This is a genomic window from Mycolicibacterium holsaticum DSM 44478 = JCM 12374 (genome assembly GCF_019645835.1).
Classification (GTDB): Bacteria; Actinomycetota; Actinomycetes; order Mycobacteriales; family Mycobacteriaceae; genus Mycobacterium; species Mycobacterium holsaticum.
In genome coordinates, this window is the sequence record NZ_CP080998.1 from 2,539,974 (window position 1) to 2,555,430 (window position 15,457).

Genomic DNA, 15,457 nt, shown 5'->3' on the forward strand with positions numbered 1-15,457 from the left:
CGGGCTGCGTGTTCACGTTATGCAGCTGTATGGCTGCATGTCAATGGGTTGTCTCAGTTCGGCTCGTTTAGTTCGGTGAACCGGGCCAGGGCAACGTCTTGCTGGTCGACGTCGAACGTTTCCATGCGTGTGACGCGAGGCCCGTCGAAGAGCAGCAGGGTGATGGCCGGAAGCTCGATTGCGGAGCCTTCAGGTGTGGTGCCCCTTACCGCGATCTTCGTCACGAGGCCGATCGCCGAATGGGTGAGAACCTCGGCGAGCTCCACCCGCAAGTCTGGAATAAGCGACGCCATCATGCGCAGCGAAGACCAGTGGTCAACGATCGTGTCGTCTCCGAAGGACAGCTGTCGATGGTTGACATGCGCGGCATCGGCTTCAAGTAGGGCGAGCGCGTCCCAGTCATGCCGGTTTGCAACTGCGAACAGTTCGTGCGCCGCCTCGATGATCTCGGGTTGCGCGACGTCTCCGGAGGCGATCCAGCGGGCGGTGAGTTCACCGAATGCACCGTTGATGTCATCCGAGTCGAAAAATACGGTACGCGAGAACAAGTTGTCGTGATCGAGTTCCGCGAGGGTCATCAGCTCGATCGCGATCGGTTGGTGGGCCTCACCGGTGTCGCGGAAGATTTCGCGGGTCAGTGCGAGGCGGTCTCCCCGGATGGCGACGGGTTCCATTTGCATTCGCCAGCTCGCAGGCGTTTCCGATAACAGCGCATGCACATAGCTGCGGTCCGGTCTTCCCTCATCACGCAATCCTTTTCGACGGTCTTCATAGTGGCTGTCCGCTCCCGCGAGCAAGCTCTGCACATCGCGGCGGTTATATGCCTCGGTAACAGACTCTCGCGCCCGGGTGGCGCCATTCTCCAGTCGCAGTGCCGGACGACTGAGTTCGTCGAACCTCGTGAGGGCGGCGCCGAGGTCGTTTTCGTCGAACACTTCGCAAAGGCTGATCTGATCGTCGTCGACGTTCATTACGACGACGTCACGCCATTCGGCGCTGAAGCCTTCGCGCGATGTTCCCTGGACAACCTGAGTGAACGCCGCTCCAAGGTTGTTCAACCGATGCACGGCAACGATGCGGTTGCTGATGTGAGGTGCGACGCCCCAGGTAGCACGCATGTATGCCGTTTGATCACCGGGCGCGAAAGCCGTCCCACCCCGACGGTGGTCGACGTTGACCCAGTCCGGTGTTGTCGGAGGCGTCTCACGGCGATTGAATGTTGCGTTGGCGGTCACGATCGCAGACCAGGTGTGCGCGTGGGTAGCCGCTTCTCCAGCGAGATAGCGCGCGTCGAGTTCCTCGTAGGCGGCATCGAGGTCGTCGGGGTCGAAGTTCACGACGTCGCCGATGAGCGCGTCGTCGACTTCGGCAATGGTCAAGATGTCTACAGCTATCGGCTGGTCCGGAACTGCGGTGTCGCGGTAGGTCTGATGGATCAGCGCAAGGCGCGAACCTCTGAGTGCAACAGGTTCCACTTCCGTCCGCCAGCTCTCGGGTACTACGAACAAGGCACGTGCGGCGCTGGCGCGTTCGGCGCCTTCGTGAACGGCGCTCAAGCCCTTCCGCCGGTCGATCAACTTGCCGTCCGCGGTGGTCAAGGTGAGCAATTCAGATAGATCACGGCGGTTGAAGGCGTCGATTACCTTCTGCCATGTCCGGGTCGCGGCATTCTCCAGTCGCGGTGCGGCCGACGTGAGTTCGTAGAACTTCGTAAGCGCGGCATCGAGGTCCGCATCGTCGAACAGCTCACAGCGGCTGAGCGTTTCGCCCTCCACTGTCAGAAGGTGAACGTCTTGCCACTCGGCGTTGAACCCCTCTCGCGAAAGTCCTTGGGCGACATGGGTGACGACCGCTCCAACGTCGCTTAGCCGATGAACTGCCGCGACGTAGATCTTGGTGTCAGGCGAGTCAGCCCATGCGGCTTCGACGTAGGCAATCATGTCGCCAGGAGCAAAAGCTGCTCCGCGTCGGTGGTCAACGCTTTCCCATCTCGGCGCCGTGGCGATGAGATCGCGCCGGTTGAACCCGGCGTAAGCCTTGGCTATCACCGACCACGTCCGGTTGTGCCTCGAGGCTTCCCCACACGCGTACCGGACATCGAGTTCGGCAATGGCGGTCTCCAGGTCGTTGGAATCGAAGGCGAGGAAATTCGTGATCCGATGTTGCGTGTCGATCTCAAGCATGTGGAGGACTTCGGCCTCGAACGCGTCGGGCCGCAGGTCGTCCCCCCAATAGCGAGCACGCATCAGCGCAAGACGCTCGCCGCGGGTGGCGACCACGGCCGTCGTCGAGTTCGTGATCCCCAGATCTGCGGTGATCTGCGCCTGGGCGATGACGCTGTCTAGGCCCTGCAGAACCCCACCCCCGACCAACCGGCGACGGTCGTCGGCGAGGAAACCATCAGCCATGATTTCGGCCAGCGCATCCCAATCGCCGCCGGTATAGGCGGTATTGAAACGGTCATGTGCTCGGCTTGCCGCGTTCTCGATTCGGGGCCGGCGGGTGTTCGCGACTGCGCTCGCGCGATCGGCACTTTCACGGCGCAGACCTCGCCGTCGGTCATCGACACGGGTGTCCTGGGAGAATTGCTCGATCAATCGGTCGTCAGCTCGGCTTGTGGAGTTCTCGGGTCGCGGATGCTGCTGCTCCTCGAACCGGGCGTGGGTGGCCTCGAGTTCGGCGATCGCGGCGTCCATGTCGCCGGTGTCAAACCACACCTGCAGCGCAATTTGGCCGTTGTCATCGAGGCCGTACAGTTGAAGCAGCTCGTCTCGGGGCGCGCCGGGGCTGAGGTCCGCCGTTCCGATTTCCAATCGGGTGAGGGCCAGGCGATCCCCTCGCACGGCGAGGACGACGTGACTGTGCCGCACCGCGCCGATCGCGGGATAACTCCTCGCGCCGCGCACCCATTCATCGGATGGAAGCTCTTCGTGGGTAACGCCGACTACCTTTCGCCGACTTTCGACGGTCACCCACGTCGCTACCTGATCCTCGAGCTCATCCCACGCTTCGCGATCGAAGGCGGTATCGAGGCGGCGGAGCGCCCGCACGCAGGCATTGTCCAGCTCGTCCGGTGGCGCTCCTGGTGTTGATTCTGCGACCGGAAGCTCACGCTCGCCAAGGATGCTGCGCGTCTTATCGGCAAGAGCCACAGCACCTTTGAGCTCATACAGGCGAACCGCCCGCTCGGCGGCGGCTCGCGCCTCCACCGTGTCGCCGGCGGCGCTCAACACCGTCGCCAGCGCGAGGCACGCATCGCCGTGATCGACGAGAGCGTCGGTGCGCTCGGCCGCCGCCACAGCCTCCTCGGCCACCCTGCGGGCCTCGTCGTGCGCACCGTTGCGGGCCAGCAGCTGTGCCCGAACCGTGCGCCACGCGATCGACGCCTTCAACGCGTGCCCGGCCAGACGTTCACTCTCCGCGCACAGTTCATCGGCGTCGCCGTCTCGGCCGAGTGCGAGACATGCCCTTGCCAACAGCGCTGCGCTCTCCGCGGTGTCGGCCTCGAGGCGCATTCGGCGGAAGCCGTCATAGGCCCGGCGTAGATGCGGCTCGGCGGCCGCGGGATCGTCGGCGATCAGCTCCACGATGCCCGCGAACTGGTCGACCTCCAATAATGCGTGCCGCATGCCGAGGTCGGTGAGCGTGCGCCTGGCGGAGTCGATCAGCTGTCGGCCCGCCGCGGCGCGTCCGCGAAACGCGTCGAGTACGCCCTGGCATCTGGTCGATGTCGCCTCCACGACCGGCGACCCCGTCGTGATGCGCAGCAGCCGCACGACATCGAGACACCGCCCGCCCGCGCGCGGCACGGGGTTGGGGCCCCACAGCGCCGCAAGCGGTGCCCCCGCCAACACGGTGTTCACCCGCCGATGTTCCTGTGCCCGGCGCGCCGCGGTCAGCGCCTGGTCCAACGCCGTTTCGCAATCGGCGATGCGCCCGAGGCGGGCGAGACATCCGGCCCGCACGGTGTGAGCGTTGGCGACTCCCGCGGCGTCGTCGAGTCCGGCCAGCGTCGCAGCGGCCGCGGCCACCGCGGATTCGATGTCGTCCAACCGTTCCGGATCGGTCAGCATCGAAAGCTGACCGTCGAAGCTTGTCCCCCAGGCTGCCAAACGGTCGGAATCGCCCGCAGCGTCCTGCAATTGCGAGACCGCTCCCTTCGCGGACACCACGTCACCGGCGGCGAGCAGCGCCTCACAGCGTGCGATCAGCAGTTCGGCTTGCAGTTCGTCGCGGTCGGGCAGCTCGTCGTCGAGCTCATCGAGCGCGTGTAGTGCTCTGTCGTAGTGGTCGGCCGCACCTTCGTAGGCCAGCCGTGTCATCGCCTGGTCCGCTGCCCGTCGGCAGTAATGAACGGCTTTGGCGGCGTTGCCCGCCCACGCACACTCGAAGTAGTGGTGAGCGAGTTCGGCGAGGAGTTCCTCGTCGGCGCCGGACTCGGCTTCCAGTGTCGCGGCGATGTGCTGATGTAGCCGCATGCGCCGCACCGATGGCAGCTCGGCAAGCAAGGACTGCCGCACGAGGGCGTGGTTGAACCGATAGCGGCCGCCCTGTTCTTCGATGACGATGCCTGCTTTACCCGCCTCGTCGAACGCATCGACGAGATCCTGGTCCATCACCCGCTCGACCAGATCAAGCGCGAACCTGCTGCCCACGACCGCAGCTGCAGCCAGCGCCTTGTTGGTCTCCGCTGGCAGTCGGGAAAGCCTGCGGCTCACGGCTTCTCGAACGCCCTGGGGAAGGGTGTTCGGATCCCAATGGCCGCCGCTTTCGTCGACGTGCTGCAACGCCTCGATGAGGAAGAACGGGTTTCCGCTGGTGACGGCCGCCAGGGCCTGAGCAAGCTCCTCGTCGTCGTAACCCGCCTTCACGACATAAGCGCTCACCTCCTCTTCGTCGAGGCCGCCGAGCGCAATGCGGTCGGCGAAGCCGTCACGGTGAAGGTCGGCGAGCATCGCCGCAAGAGGATGGGAGCGGTCGAGGTCGGTGCTGCGGTACGTGCCGACGATCTGGACCCGCGCGCGCTCTCCGAAGCGGAGAAGATGCCGCATCAGCAGCAGGGTCGGTTTGGCCGCCCAGTGCAGATCGTCGAGAACCAGAATGACGGGCGCATCCGCGGAGGCGATCTCCAACAGCGCGACCACGGCGTCGAAGAGCGCATAGCGTTCCGTGTCGGGATCGCCATGGTGCGGCGCGCACAGATCGGGCAGCACATCGGTGAGTCGTGGCACCAGCGGAAGCAACGACTCCACACCTCGTAACCCTCGCAACCGGCTGGCACCGACGTGGGGTACCAGCGCCCGAAGTGCTTCGGCGAACGGTTGGTAATGCGCGCCGAGATCCTCGTCGCACCGGCCGTAGAGCACGACGGCGCCCTGTTCATAAGCCTGGCGAGACCACTCCCCTGCCAGTCGGGTCTTGCCCACCCCGGGTTCGCCGGCGATGAGAACCGCGCGTGTGCCCACGGCCAGCGCTGTCTGCCATGCGGCCAGAAGCCGCCCGAGTTCGTCACCACGCCCGACGAACGGTCCGGGGACGGCCAGCACAGCTGGCAGAACGGGCCGCTCAAAGGGCTCTTCCGTTGGTGCATCGGGAGATTCGTCAGCAGACAGCAGACGCAGTTCGAACACATGCTCCGGTCGCGCCAGGTTGCGTAACTGGCGCGTGCCCAGATCGGCCAGCACGACATCGTCTGGGAGTGAATCGATGACCAGTTCGGCCGTGGCTCCGGAACACAGAATCTGGCCGCCGGCCGCCAGTGACCGCAGCCGGGCAGCGCGGTTGACCGCCCGACCGAAGTAGTCGCCGTCGCGGAGCTCGACTTCACCGGTGTGCAGCGCCACGCGAATACGCATGGGCTGTGCAAGATCCCAAGGCTCGTGGCGGATCGCTTCCTGCAGATCGATGGCAGCCATGGCGGCCGTCGACGGCCGGTCGAAGACCGAGAACGTCGCGTCGCCCTCGCCCCGGGTCTTGACCAGCCGTCCACCACGCAAGGTGACGATCTGTTCGACGATCTCGTCGTGCCTGGCCAGCGCGACCGCCATCGCCTCCGCATCTGCCTCCCACGCCGCCGTCGACCCCTCGATATCGGTGAGCAGGAACGTCACCGCACGTGTCACCACCGAAAGCTGGGGTGAAACAGGCACTTCCAGCGCACTGTCCTGCGCGACGATCGCGGTTTCCAGTCGGCGGAGGTCTGGCCCTGGATCGACGCCGAGCTCGTCGGCCAGCAGTGATCGAGCGCGCTGAAAAGCGCCGAGTGCTTCACCCTGTCTGCCCGCCCGGTAAAGGGCCAACATCAGCTGACCCCAGCGCCTTTCGCGTAACGGTCCTTCGGCAACGGCGGCCTCGAGCTCGCCGATGATCTCGGCCGCCCGCCCCGTCGCGAGCACCGCGTCGGCTCGGTCCTCCACCAACGCGGCGTGGCCCTCGAACCAGCGGGTCTTCTCGGATACTCCGCGGGTTCCGTCGGGCAGTTCGGGGACACCGCGCCACAGCGTCAACGCCTCGTCGAAGCACGCCACCGCGTGGCTGGTGTCCCCGGCGGCGACGGCGTCACGGCCCTTGCTGATGGCCAGCTTGTACCGGGTGGCATCGATCTCCGTTGTGCGCAGCGTCCATCCGGTGCCTTCCGTCACGATGAAGCCATCACCGAGGGCACGCCGAAGTGCAGAGATGTGGGTCTGGAGAGCCTTCCCGGCGGTACGCGGCGGTTCGTCGCCCCACAGCAGGTCGAGGAGAACGTCTGCGGACACGACGGAGGCGCCGTGTAATCCGAGCATCGTGAGGAGAGCGCGGGGTTTCGCGCCCGGGATGGTGACCGGCAGACCATACTGCCGGACCTGGAGAGGACCCAGAACCCCCAGCTCCACCTGTTGAAGAGTAGTCACGTCGGCAATCGTCGGTGGGTTGATTCAATACACGGTCAAGGATGAGTAAAGATGCCTTTGGCGCAGGGTGTGGCAGGCTCGAACCGTGGATCTACCGCGGCCTGACTTGGACTCAGCGCACTTGGCCGATGTCGTGCCCTCGGTGCTCGCAGCGAAGGGTGTGCCCGGGTTTGACGGCCGAATCCCGCTGCCGACAGACATCGCCGGCGCCTGCGTGATGTTGATTGACGGACTCGGTGCCGAACTGCTCGACACGTACGCGGCCGATGCGCCAACGTTGGCCGCGCTGCGCGGCCCGACGCTGCAGGTCGGCTTTCCGTCCACCACCGTGGCCGGGCTCGCGGCCCTCGGCACCGGTTGCCGCTCCGGGGTACACGGGCTCGTCGGCTACTCCTTCCGCCTGCCCGACGTGGGCCTGATCAATCCACTGCGGTGGCGCCCACATCCATGGGGCGACGACCTTCGCGAGGCCGTTGCGCCCGAAGAGGTGCAACCCATGCCGACGACGTTTGAGCGGGCGGCGTCGGCCGGCGTCGAGGTGAGCGTCATCTCCGGTGCCGAGTTCACGAATTCCGGCTTGACCCGAGCGGTCTTGCGCGGCGGTCGTTATGTCGGTGTGCAGGCGCTGGGAGATCTGGCCGCGCGTGTGCAGGAGGTGATCGCCGACGGTGGCGTCTGCTACGGCTACCACAGCGAGCTCGATCTGCTCGGTCATCTGTACGGACCGGGATCGGCGCCGTGGCGGATGCAGTTGCGCCACGTGGATCGGCTGGTCGAGTCGGTGGTCGACGCGCTGCCACCAGGCGGCCTCCTTGCGGTGGTGGCTGATCACGGAATGGTGTCGGTGGACGCGGCCGACATCGTGGATGTGGACGCCACCCCGGTGCTTCTCGACGGCGTTGAGGACGTCGGCGGCGAACCGCGGGCCCGTCACATATATGTCGCGCGCGGCGCCGTCGAAATTGTCTTGTCCACCTGGCGCGAGACCCTCAAGGGACGGGCGTGGGTGGTGACCCGCGAAGAGGCGATCGAGGCCGGGTGGTTCGGCGAGCCGGTCAGCGACGACGCGCGGCGCCGCATCGGTGACGTGGTCGCTGCGGCGCGTGGTTCGGCAGCAGTGGTGCGACGCCAGGTCGAACCGCTGGAATCCTCGCTGATCGGCCATCATGGGTCGCTGACTAATGCCGAGCAGTCGGTTCCGCTCTTGCTTTCGCATCGTTGAAAAAGCTTGTATAGCAAGGTATTTCAACGACCACCGTTGGTCAAATAGCGGCTGCACCGGCGAATATGAGCCTTAGGCAACAGAAGTCCAGATCTATTCGGCTATCGGCAGGCGTATTTGTTCCCAGTGCAAGCGAATTCAGTGAACTGTCCCGTACTAAATTCGTAGTGTGAACGAGGTCACAGCATTTCGCGTGAATACGGTCACAGATTTTGCGGCCCGATAAAACCCTCTGTTAGCGTCCGGCCGCATGTTTGCTATCGCAACGCTGTTGACGCTTGTCAACTCGGTTTCGGGCACTCCGTACGTCTCCGGCGGGGATTCCCCTGCGGGAACTGACTGTTCAGGTCTGGTTTCCTGGGTGACCAACGCCGCAACAGGAAGGCCCGTGTACGGCAACCGGTTCCACACCGGAAACATTGAAAACGCACTGCTCGCACGCGGTTTCCAGCACGGCAGTCAACCCGGCGCATTGGTGGTCGGCTGGAACAGTGGCCACGCCGCGGTGACACTGCCCGATGGCACGCCGGTGTCCTCCGGTGAGGGTGGCGGAGTGAAGATCGGCGGTGGCGGCGCTTACCAGAAGCAGTTCACCCGGCACATGTTCCTGCCGATGCCGCCGGAACAGCCCGTGCCTCCCGGCGCGCCGGCGGCCCCGGTGGTGCTGATGGGCGCGGAACATCCGCCGGCCCCGGGGATGCCGGGATTGGCACCCCCGCCGCCTGCCGACCCGTTCGCGCCACCGCCGCCCCCGCCTCCGGGGATGGCGCCGCCACCACCGCCCCCGCCTCCGGGAATGCCCCCGCCGCCGCCTCCCGCGCCAGGCGTACCCCCGCCACCCGGCATGCCGCCGGCCTGATCCCAGGCGTCGCCCAGATAACCTCTGCGGCGTGATCGTCCTACTGCCGCCCTCGGAGACCAAGCGAGCCGGGGGCGACGGACCACCGCTGCGGCTGGAATCGCTCAGCTGTCCCGAATTGACACCGCTGCGCGCCACGCTGGTCGATGAACTGGTCGAACTCGCCCAGGACCGGACGGCCTGCCGCAAAGCACTCGCACTGTCGGCGTCACAAGATGCCGAGATCGATCGCAACGCCGAACTCCGCACGGCGGCGACCCTGCCCGCGATCCATCGCTACACAGGCGTGCTGTACGACGCGCTGGACATCGAGTCGCTGCGCGCGGCCGCGGCGGCTCGCGCCGGGGAACGGTTGGTCATCGGTTCCGCGCTGTTCGGGCTGCTGCGCGCGGAGGACCCCATCCCCGCCTACCGCCTTTCGGCGACCTCCAAGCTGCCGAAACAGCCCACGTTGGCCGCTCGATGGCGGCCCCTGCTGGAACCGGCGCTCACCCAACTGGCCGAAACTCAGTTGGTGGTCGACTTGCGGTCGGGCTCCTACGCATCGCTCGGCAGGCTCGACAATGCGGTGCGCGCCGACGTCGTCGCCGAAGATTCCGGCGGCACCCGCAAGGTGGTCACCCACTTCAACAAGGCCCACAAGGGCAGGCTGGCCCGGATCCTCGCGTCGTCGAAGGCCGAACCCGACAACGCCGCCGCCGTCGCAATGATCGCGCGACGCGCCGGCATGCGGGTGGAGCGTGAAGGTAACGACCTCACCGTTGTCGTCGCGGCCTGAGTTCCGCCGTCCGAGATTTGTCGGTGGTCGGTTATATCGTCGGGTCATGTTCGATGTGACCGAGTTGGCGGCGGTGGATCTGCATGCTGATGAGGCTGGGTTGGTCGAGCGGATTGGGTTGTTGGAGCGGGTGAAGTCGGCTGCGGCGGCGGGGCAGGCGCGTGCTGCGGCGTTGTTGGAGGCCAAGCGCTGCGCTCGTGAGGCGGCCGCCGGAGTGCCCAGGTCGAAACAGGGTAAAGGGTTGGCCAGTGAGGTGGCGTTGGCGCGGCGGGATTCCCCGTCGCGTGGCAATCGGCATTTGGGTTTCGCCAAGGCGTTGGTGTTGGAGATGCCACATACGTTGGCCGCGTTGGAGTGTGGGGCGCTGTCGGAGTGGCGCGCAACGTTGATCGTGGCCGAGTCGGCGTGTCTGACGGTCGAGGATCGCCGGCAGCTGGACGCCGAGTTGTGTGCCGACCTCGCCAGTCTGGACGGCATGGGTGATGCGCGGGTGAAAGCCGAAGCCAAAAAGATCGCCTATCGGCTCGATCCGCATGCGGTGGTCGATCAGATGGCCAGGGCCGAGAAAGACCGCACCGTCACCGTGCGCCCGGCCCCGGATGCGATGACCTATGTGACGGCGTTGTTGCCGGTGAGCCAGGGGGTCGGGGTGTATGCGGCGCTCAAACGCGCTGCCGATACGACCTTTGATGATCGTTCACGGGGCCAGGTGATGGCCGACACGCTGGTGGAGCGGGTCACCGGGCGCCCGGGCGAGGCGGCGGAGCCGGTGGCGGTCAACCTGATCATGAGTGATCAGAGCCTGTTGGGCGATGATGAGCATCCGGCGGTGGTCGACGGTTACGGGCCGATCCCGGCAGGGGTGGCGCGCCAGTTGGTATTGGCTGCGATCGCCGACAAGCGTTCGGTGGCCACCCTGCGGCGGCTGTACCGCCATCCCAGGTCGGGGGCGTTGGTGGCGATGGAGGCGCGCTCGCGGCGGTTCCCCAAGGCGTTGGCGCTGTTTATCGGGTTGCGTGATCAGCGATGTCGCACGCCCTATTGCGATGCCCCGATCCGGCATCGCGACCACGCGAAGCCGCACCATCGGGGTGGGCCGACCAGCGCGGTCAACGGGCTGGGCCTGTGTGAACAGTGCAACTACGTCAAGGAAGCCCCGGGCTGGCAGGCCAACACCGGCGAGGTCGACGGTGTGCATCAGGCCGAAATCACCACCCCGACCGGGGCGACGTATCACGCCACGGCGCCACCGCCACCGGGTCCACCACCGATTGAGGTCAGCGAGCTCGAAATGCACATCAGCATCGAACTCGCCAACCTCCACGCCGCCTAGATCTTGGCGATCAGGTCACTGGTGTAGAACTCGGCGGGGTTCTGCGAGAAGGCGTCGGGGCGGGTGACGAAAACCCACGCGCCGGTGGCGCCCGGTTCGATCGCATCCGACAGCGTCACCGATCCAGCGCCCACCCCGTCGGTGTGCAAGGTGGTCTGGGCGACGCCGGGATCGCTGCCCCAACACGGCGCCGACGACGGCCTGGGTGCCTGGATCAGCCGTACCTGATACGGCGTGTTCGGGATCGCCAACACCAGCTGGACGTCAGCGGTCACCCCGGAGCCGTCCGAACGGATATAGGCGGTGGGCCTGCCCTGGCCGGTTGGCCCGTTGTAATCGGTCTCGCTGAAGTCACATCGACGCAGCACTTGGGAGAACGGCATGAAGACGCCGTCAGCAGCCCCTGCCGTACCGGCTCCGTAGGTCAGTGCAGGCGCAAGAGGTGCCGCGACAACAGCTGCCGCCGCCATGATCACAACCCGAGTCAATTTTCGCACGTCACTACGTTAAACCACCCGCGAGCCGGGGGGCACCGCTTCGCGTTCGGTCGCGCGTCGGCGCTGTAAGTACTGTTGAACCCATGTCGGTGGTGCCGGACCTGGACGCCGTGCGCAAGAACCTGGGCCGCAGTCTATTCAGCATGGTTGCCGGCCCGGAGGGCCCGGCCAACCGCGCGCAAATCCACGACACCCCAGGGCCGCGATGGTTCGACGAAGACCGGCCGATCCGACGCGTGCACGCTGACGCGTCCATGTTCGTCGGCGGACTACGCGCACTGCTTCTTCAGTCGTTGCACCCGCTGGCGATGGCGGGTGTGGCCGACCACTCCGACTACCGGGCCGACCCGTGGGGGCGTCTGCAGCGCACCAGTACCTTCCTCGCGGTCACCACGTTCGGTCCCGCCACCGACGCTGCGCGCGCCGTGGACCGGGTGCGCGGCATCCACCAGCGGGTGCGTGGCGTCGCACCCGACGGGCGGCCGTACCACGCCGTCGACCCGCACCTTCTGGAATGGGTGCACATCGCCGAGACGGACAGCTTCCTGCTCGCTCACCAACTTTACGGCGCGGCGCCGCTCGACCAACGCGGCCGCGACGCCTACGTCGCCGATACGGCGCGCGTCGCCGTCGCGCTCGGTGTGCCCGACCCGCCGCGTACCGAAGGTGAACTCGCCCAACGGATCGAGCAGTACCGGCCCGAGTTGTCGAGCACCGCCGCAGCCCGCGACGCCGCCCGGTTCCTGCTGCTGACTCCCCCGTTACCGCTCGTCGCGCGCGCACCCTACGGCGTACTCGCCGCGACATCGGTGGCGATGCTGCCGGGCTGGGCCAGGAAACCGTTGCTGCTGCCCTACTTTCCGCCGATCGAGTCGACCGTGATCCGGGCGTCGGGCCGCGTCCTCGTCGGCGGTATCCGCTGGGCGCTCACCGCTGCCCGCTGACGTCATTCCTGGCACTCGACGACGTCGTAGCCACCCTCGGCGTACTTCAACCGGATCTGCTTCTTGTCGAACTTGCCGACGCTGGTCTTGGGCACCTCGTCGATGAACGTCCACCGTTCCGGCAACCAAAACCGAGCGACCTGGTCGCGCAGATGATTTCGCAACTCCTCCGGCGTGATCGAGACGCCCTCCTGGACGACGACCGCTGCCAGCGGTCGCTCCTGCCACCTCTCGTCGGGCACCGCCACCACGGCCGCTTCCCGTACGGCCGGATGATCCACGATGCGCAACTCCAGTTCCACCGAGGAGATCCACTCCCCGCCGGACTTGATGACATCCTTGGCGCGGTCGGTGAGGGTGATGAAGCCCTGCGGGTCGATGCGGCCGACGTCCCCCGTGCGCAACCAACCGTCGTCGAACTTCTCCGGATCGGCATCGCAGTAGTACGACGCAGTGATCCACGGTCCGCGAATCTCGATCTCGCCCTCTGCTTTTCCGTCGCTGGGCAACACGTTGCCGTCGTCGTCGACCAAGCGGGTCTCGACCCCGCACATCACCCGGCCCGCCGAGGCGCGCAACGCCCAGTGGTCGGCACCGGTGACTTCCGGTGGCGGTGTCGCCACCGCCGCCAACGGTGACGTCTCGGTCATCCCCCAGCCCTGACGGATCATCACCCCGTAGTGCTCCTGATATTCCTTCATCATCCCGAGCGGAACCGCTGAACCGCCGCACACCACCAGCCTCAGCGACGAGATGTCGCGGCCAGGGTTGGCGTGCAGGTACTGCAGCACGTCGTTCCAGATGGTCGGAACGGCCGCCGCCATCGTCGGGCGGTGCCGTTCGATCATGTCGACCAGCGGAGCGGCCTGCAGAAATCGGTCGGGCAGCAACAGGTCCGCACCGGCCATCACCGCCGCATACGGCTGCCCCCAGGCGTTCGCGTGGAACATCGGTACGACGGGCAGCACCCGGTCGCCGTCGGCCAGACCGGTCGCGTTGGCCGTGCACACCGCCATCGAATGCAGATAGCTCGAGCGGTGGCTGTACACCACACCTTTCGGGTTTCCGGTGGTGCCGCTGGTGTAACACATTGCCGCGGCGCTCTTCTCATCGAGATCAGGCCAGTCGTAGGAGACCGGTTGACCGTCGATCAGGTCGTCGTAGCGGACCACGTTGCGGCCGGACTCCTCGAGCGGGCCCAGATCACCCGCACCCACCGCGACCACAGTGTGCACCGACGTCATCGCAGGCAGCATGGGTGCGAGCAGCGGAGCCAACGACATGTCCACCAGCACAACCGAATCCTCGGCCTGGTTGGCGATGAACGTGAGCTGCTCAGCCGTCAGCCGGATGTTGAGGGTGTGCAGCACCGCGCCCATACACGGTGCGGCGAAGTATGCCTCCAGGTGTTCCTGGTTGTTCCACATGAACGTGGCGACCCGCTGACCGGGTTTCACGCCGAGCCCCCGCAGCCCGTGAGCGAGCTGGGCCACCCGCGTCCCGAACTCGCCGTAGTTGGTCTCCCGGTAGCCCTCAGCCGTCGCGGTGATGACTTTGCGGCTCGAGTGCAACCCGGTGCCGTGCCGGAGAATCCCCGTCACGGTCAACGGAAAGTCTTGCATCGTGCTGTCCATGAACCACTCCCACGACAATGCCGGCGTCCGTTGAGCGCCATGATGGCCGATGCCGCGGCGGTTCGGCAGGAAACGATAAAAAGGCGCATGACCATGCGCTTTTCTTCTACCGTTTGAAGGGTGGAAGCACACCCTGTAAAAGCCCCCGACCTGATCCCGGTCGAGGCACTGCGCTCAGGGGACCCCATTACCGACGTCAACGGTGGCGGTCAGCATTACAAGGTGTTGGAATCCAAGGACCTCGGCGAAGGCTGCGTGGTCCTGGAACTGGAATCCAAGGCCAACGATCAGTTGCGGGTGATCGAGATGTCGTTTCCCGCGGGGTATGAGATGGGCAGATCTCCTCGCCACTTCTGGTAGCTTCCGCCGGTGCGACCGGCTTACATGATTAGCTCAGCGTGTAAACACCGATGGGAGCGCACATGCTGCGAGATATCCGTGAGCTGACCGATTCGCCGGAAGAGTACGCCGCTGAACTGCGCCGCCGTTGGGGCGGCCTATTGAGCTATCGCTACATCGGACGGCATCACGCGCAGATGGACCTCGGGCCCGAGGACAACACCGTTCCGCTGCGCCGCGACATGCGCAACGCCACCGGCGGCTTGCTGTTCGCGCCGTTGGGTATCTGCGCGCCCGAGAGCGGGCACATGTCGGATCTGGAGGCGGTGCCCAACCCCGTCATCCATTCGTGTCAGATCCTTGATCCCGGCCGCGACGTCGCGCGCATCGAGATCATCTCCGAGGAACTTCGCCGCGGCCGCCAGATGGGGTACAGCCGCGCGACGATCGTCGACGCCGACCATCCCGACCGGGTGCTCGCGTTGATCGAGGGTCAGGGCGTCAGCATCGGCACCCCGCCCGAGGGGCTCGAGCGGATGGAGGCCAACCCCCTCGAGGTGGTCGACTCCCCTGACCTGCCCGCACTGTGGCAGGTGTTCGGCGGGTTCCGCAGGGACGACGGGCACTGGGCGCTGCCCGAACTCGCCGTCGAGGTCGCCTCGCCGGATGCGGCGCTGCACATCGGACCGCAGTTCGTCATGCTCGAGACGGCCGCCGTCGACGCCGCCGCCACGCTCGCGGGCACCGACCGGATCCAGGGCGTCTCGAACCACGTCATGTTCCTGGCCCGCGGTAAGGCAGGCCCTTTCCGGCTGCAGACCGAACCGGTGTCGGGCACGGACGGCACCGTCGCGGTGCGCGTGCACATGCACGACGAAGGGGTCGACGATCGGCTCGTCACGGTGGGGTCCTACCAGTTCCGCGTGGTGTAAACGCAGGCCACACGTCGGGCGTGAGA

The 15,457-nt window shown here is 66.2% G+C and carries 10 protein-coding genes; 7 read left to right on the plus strand and 3 right to left on the minus strand.

What is annotated here, in order from left to right; genetic code table 11:
• Positions 1–53: 53 nt before the first annotated feature.
• Positions 54–6,875: a BTAD domain-containing putative transcriptional regulator gene (locus K3U96_RS12220; protein WP_220693501.1), complete on the minus strand. Its 6,822-nt coding sequence runs from the start codon at positions 6,873–6,875 to the stop codon at positions 54–56.
• 103 nt (positions 6,876–6,978) lie between these two features.
• Between K3U96_RS12220 and K3U96_RS12225 the strand changes: the two genes are divergently transcribed.
• The 4 genes from K3U96_RS12225 (at position 6,979) to K3U96_RS12240 (ending at position 11,085) form a co-directional block, all read left to right on the plus strand.
• The gene (locus tag K3U96_RS12225) at positions 6,979–8,115 is read left to right on the plus strand and encodes an alkaline phosphatase family protein (protein WP_220693173.1); all 1,137 of its coding nucleotides are present in this window, start codon (positions 6,979–6,981) and stop codon (positions 8,113–8,115) included.
• A 250-nt stretch (positions 8,116–8,365) separates the two neighbouring features.
• A complete protein-coding gene (locus tag K3U96_RS12230) occupies positions 8,366–8,974 on the plus strand; it encodes an NlpC/P60 family protein (RefSeq protein WP_220693174.1) in 609 nt (202 codons plus the stop codon).
• Positions 8,975–9,005: 31 nt separating this feature from the next.
• Complete coding sequence (gene yaaA / locus K3U96_RS12235) at positions 9,006–9,752, plus strand: peroxide stress protein YaaA (protein WP_220693175.1); 747 nt, start codon at positions 9,006–9,008, stop codon at positions 9,750–9,752.
• Between the two features lie 46 nt (positions 9,753–9,798).
• Entirely contained in the window at positions 9,799–11,085 is a 1,287-nt protein-coding gene (locus K3U96_RS12240) for an HNH endonuclease (protein ID WP_220693176.1), read from the plus strand.
• Here K3U96_RS12240 and K3U96_RS12245 read toward each other — a convergent pair.
• On the minus strand, positions 11,082–11,582 hold the full coding sequence (locus K3U96_RS12245; protein WP_230982439.1) for a hypothetical protein: 501 nt from the start codon (positions 11,580–11,582) through the stop codon (positions 11,082–11,084). The genes K3U96_RS12240 and K3U96_RS12245 overlap by 4 nt on opposite strands.
• A gap of 83 nt (positions 11,583–11,665) precedes the next feature.
• Here K3U96_RS12245 and K3U96_RS12250 point away from each other — a divergent pair, with 83 nt between their 5' ends.
• Positions 11,666–12,526 carry an oxygenase MpaB family protein gene (locus K3U96_RS12250; protein WP_220693177.1) on the plus strand — a complete coding sequence of 287 codons (861 nt, stop codon included), beginning with the start codon at positions 11,666–11,668 and terminating at the stop codon, positions 12,524–12,526.
• Between the two features lie 2 nt (positions 12,527–12,528).
• Here K3U96_RS12250 and K3U96_RS12255 read toward each other — a convergent pair whose 3' ends face one another.
• Entirely contained in the window at positions 12,529–14,160 is a 1,632-nt protein-coding gene (locus tag K3U96_RS12255; protein WP_220693178.1) for a fatty acid--CoA ligase, read from the minus strand.
• A gap of 120 nt (positions 14,161–14,280) precedes the next feature.
• On the opposite strand from K3U96_RS12255, the gene K3U96_RS12260 reads away from it, so the two are divergent.
• Together K3U96_RS12260 and K3U96_RS12265 are read left to right on the plus strand one after the other, a co-directional pair.
• Positions 14,281–14,520: a hypothetical protein gene (locus K3U96_RS12260; RefSeq protein WP_110917411.1), complete on the plus strand. Its 240-nt coding sequence runs from the start codon at positions 14,281–14,283 to the stop codon at positions 14,518–14,520.
• A 62-nt stretch (positions 14,521–14,582) separates the two neighbouring features.
• Positions 14,583–15,431 (plus strand): hypothetical protein, encoded by an 849-nt coding sequence (locus K3U96_RS12265; protein WP_220693179.1) that lies wholly within the window; start codon positions 14,583–14,585, stop codon positions 15,429–15,431.
• The last annotated feature ends 26 nt before the right edge of the window (positions 15,432–15,457 follow it).

What these genes read in the sequence shown, in the direction of transcription:
- K3U96_RS12230 (WP_220693174.1), top strand. Translation starts at nt 8,366, where the DNA reads ATGTTTGCTATCGCAACGCTGTTGACGCTTGTCAACTCGGTTTCGGGC.
- K3U96_RS12240 (WP_220693176.1), top strand. Translation starts at nt 9,799, where the DNA reads ATGTTCGATGTGACCGAGTTGGCGGCGGTGGATCTGCATGCTGATGAG.
- K3U96_RS12250 (WP_220693177.1), top strand. Translation starts at nt 11,666, where the DNA reads ATGTCGGTGGTGCCGGACCTGGACGCCGTGCGCAAGAACCTGGGCCGC.
- K3U96_RS12255 (WP_220693178.1), bottom strand. Translation starts at nt 14,160, where the DNA reads ATGGACAGCACGATGCAAGACTTTCCGTTGACCGTGACGGGGATTCTC.
- K3U96_RS12265 (WP_220693179.1), top strand. Translation starts at nt 14,583, where the DNA reads ATGCTGCGAGATATCCGTGAGCTGACCGATTCGCCGGAAGAGTACGCC.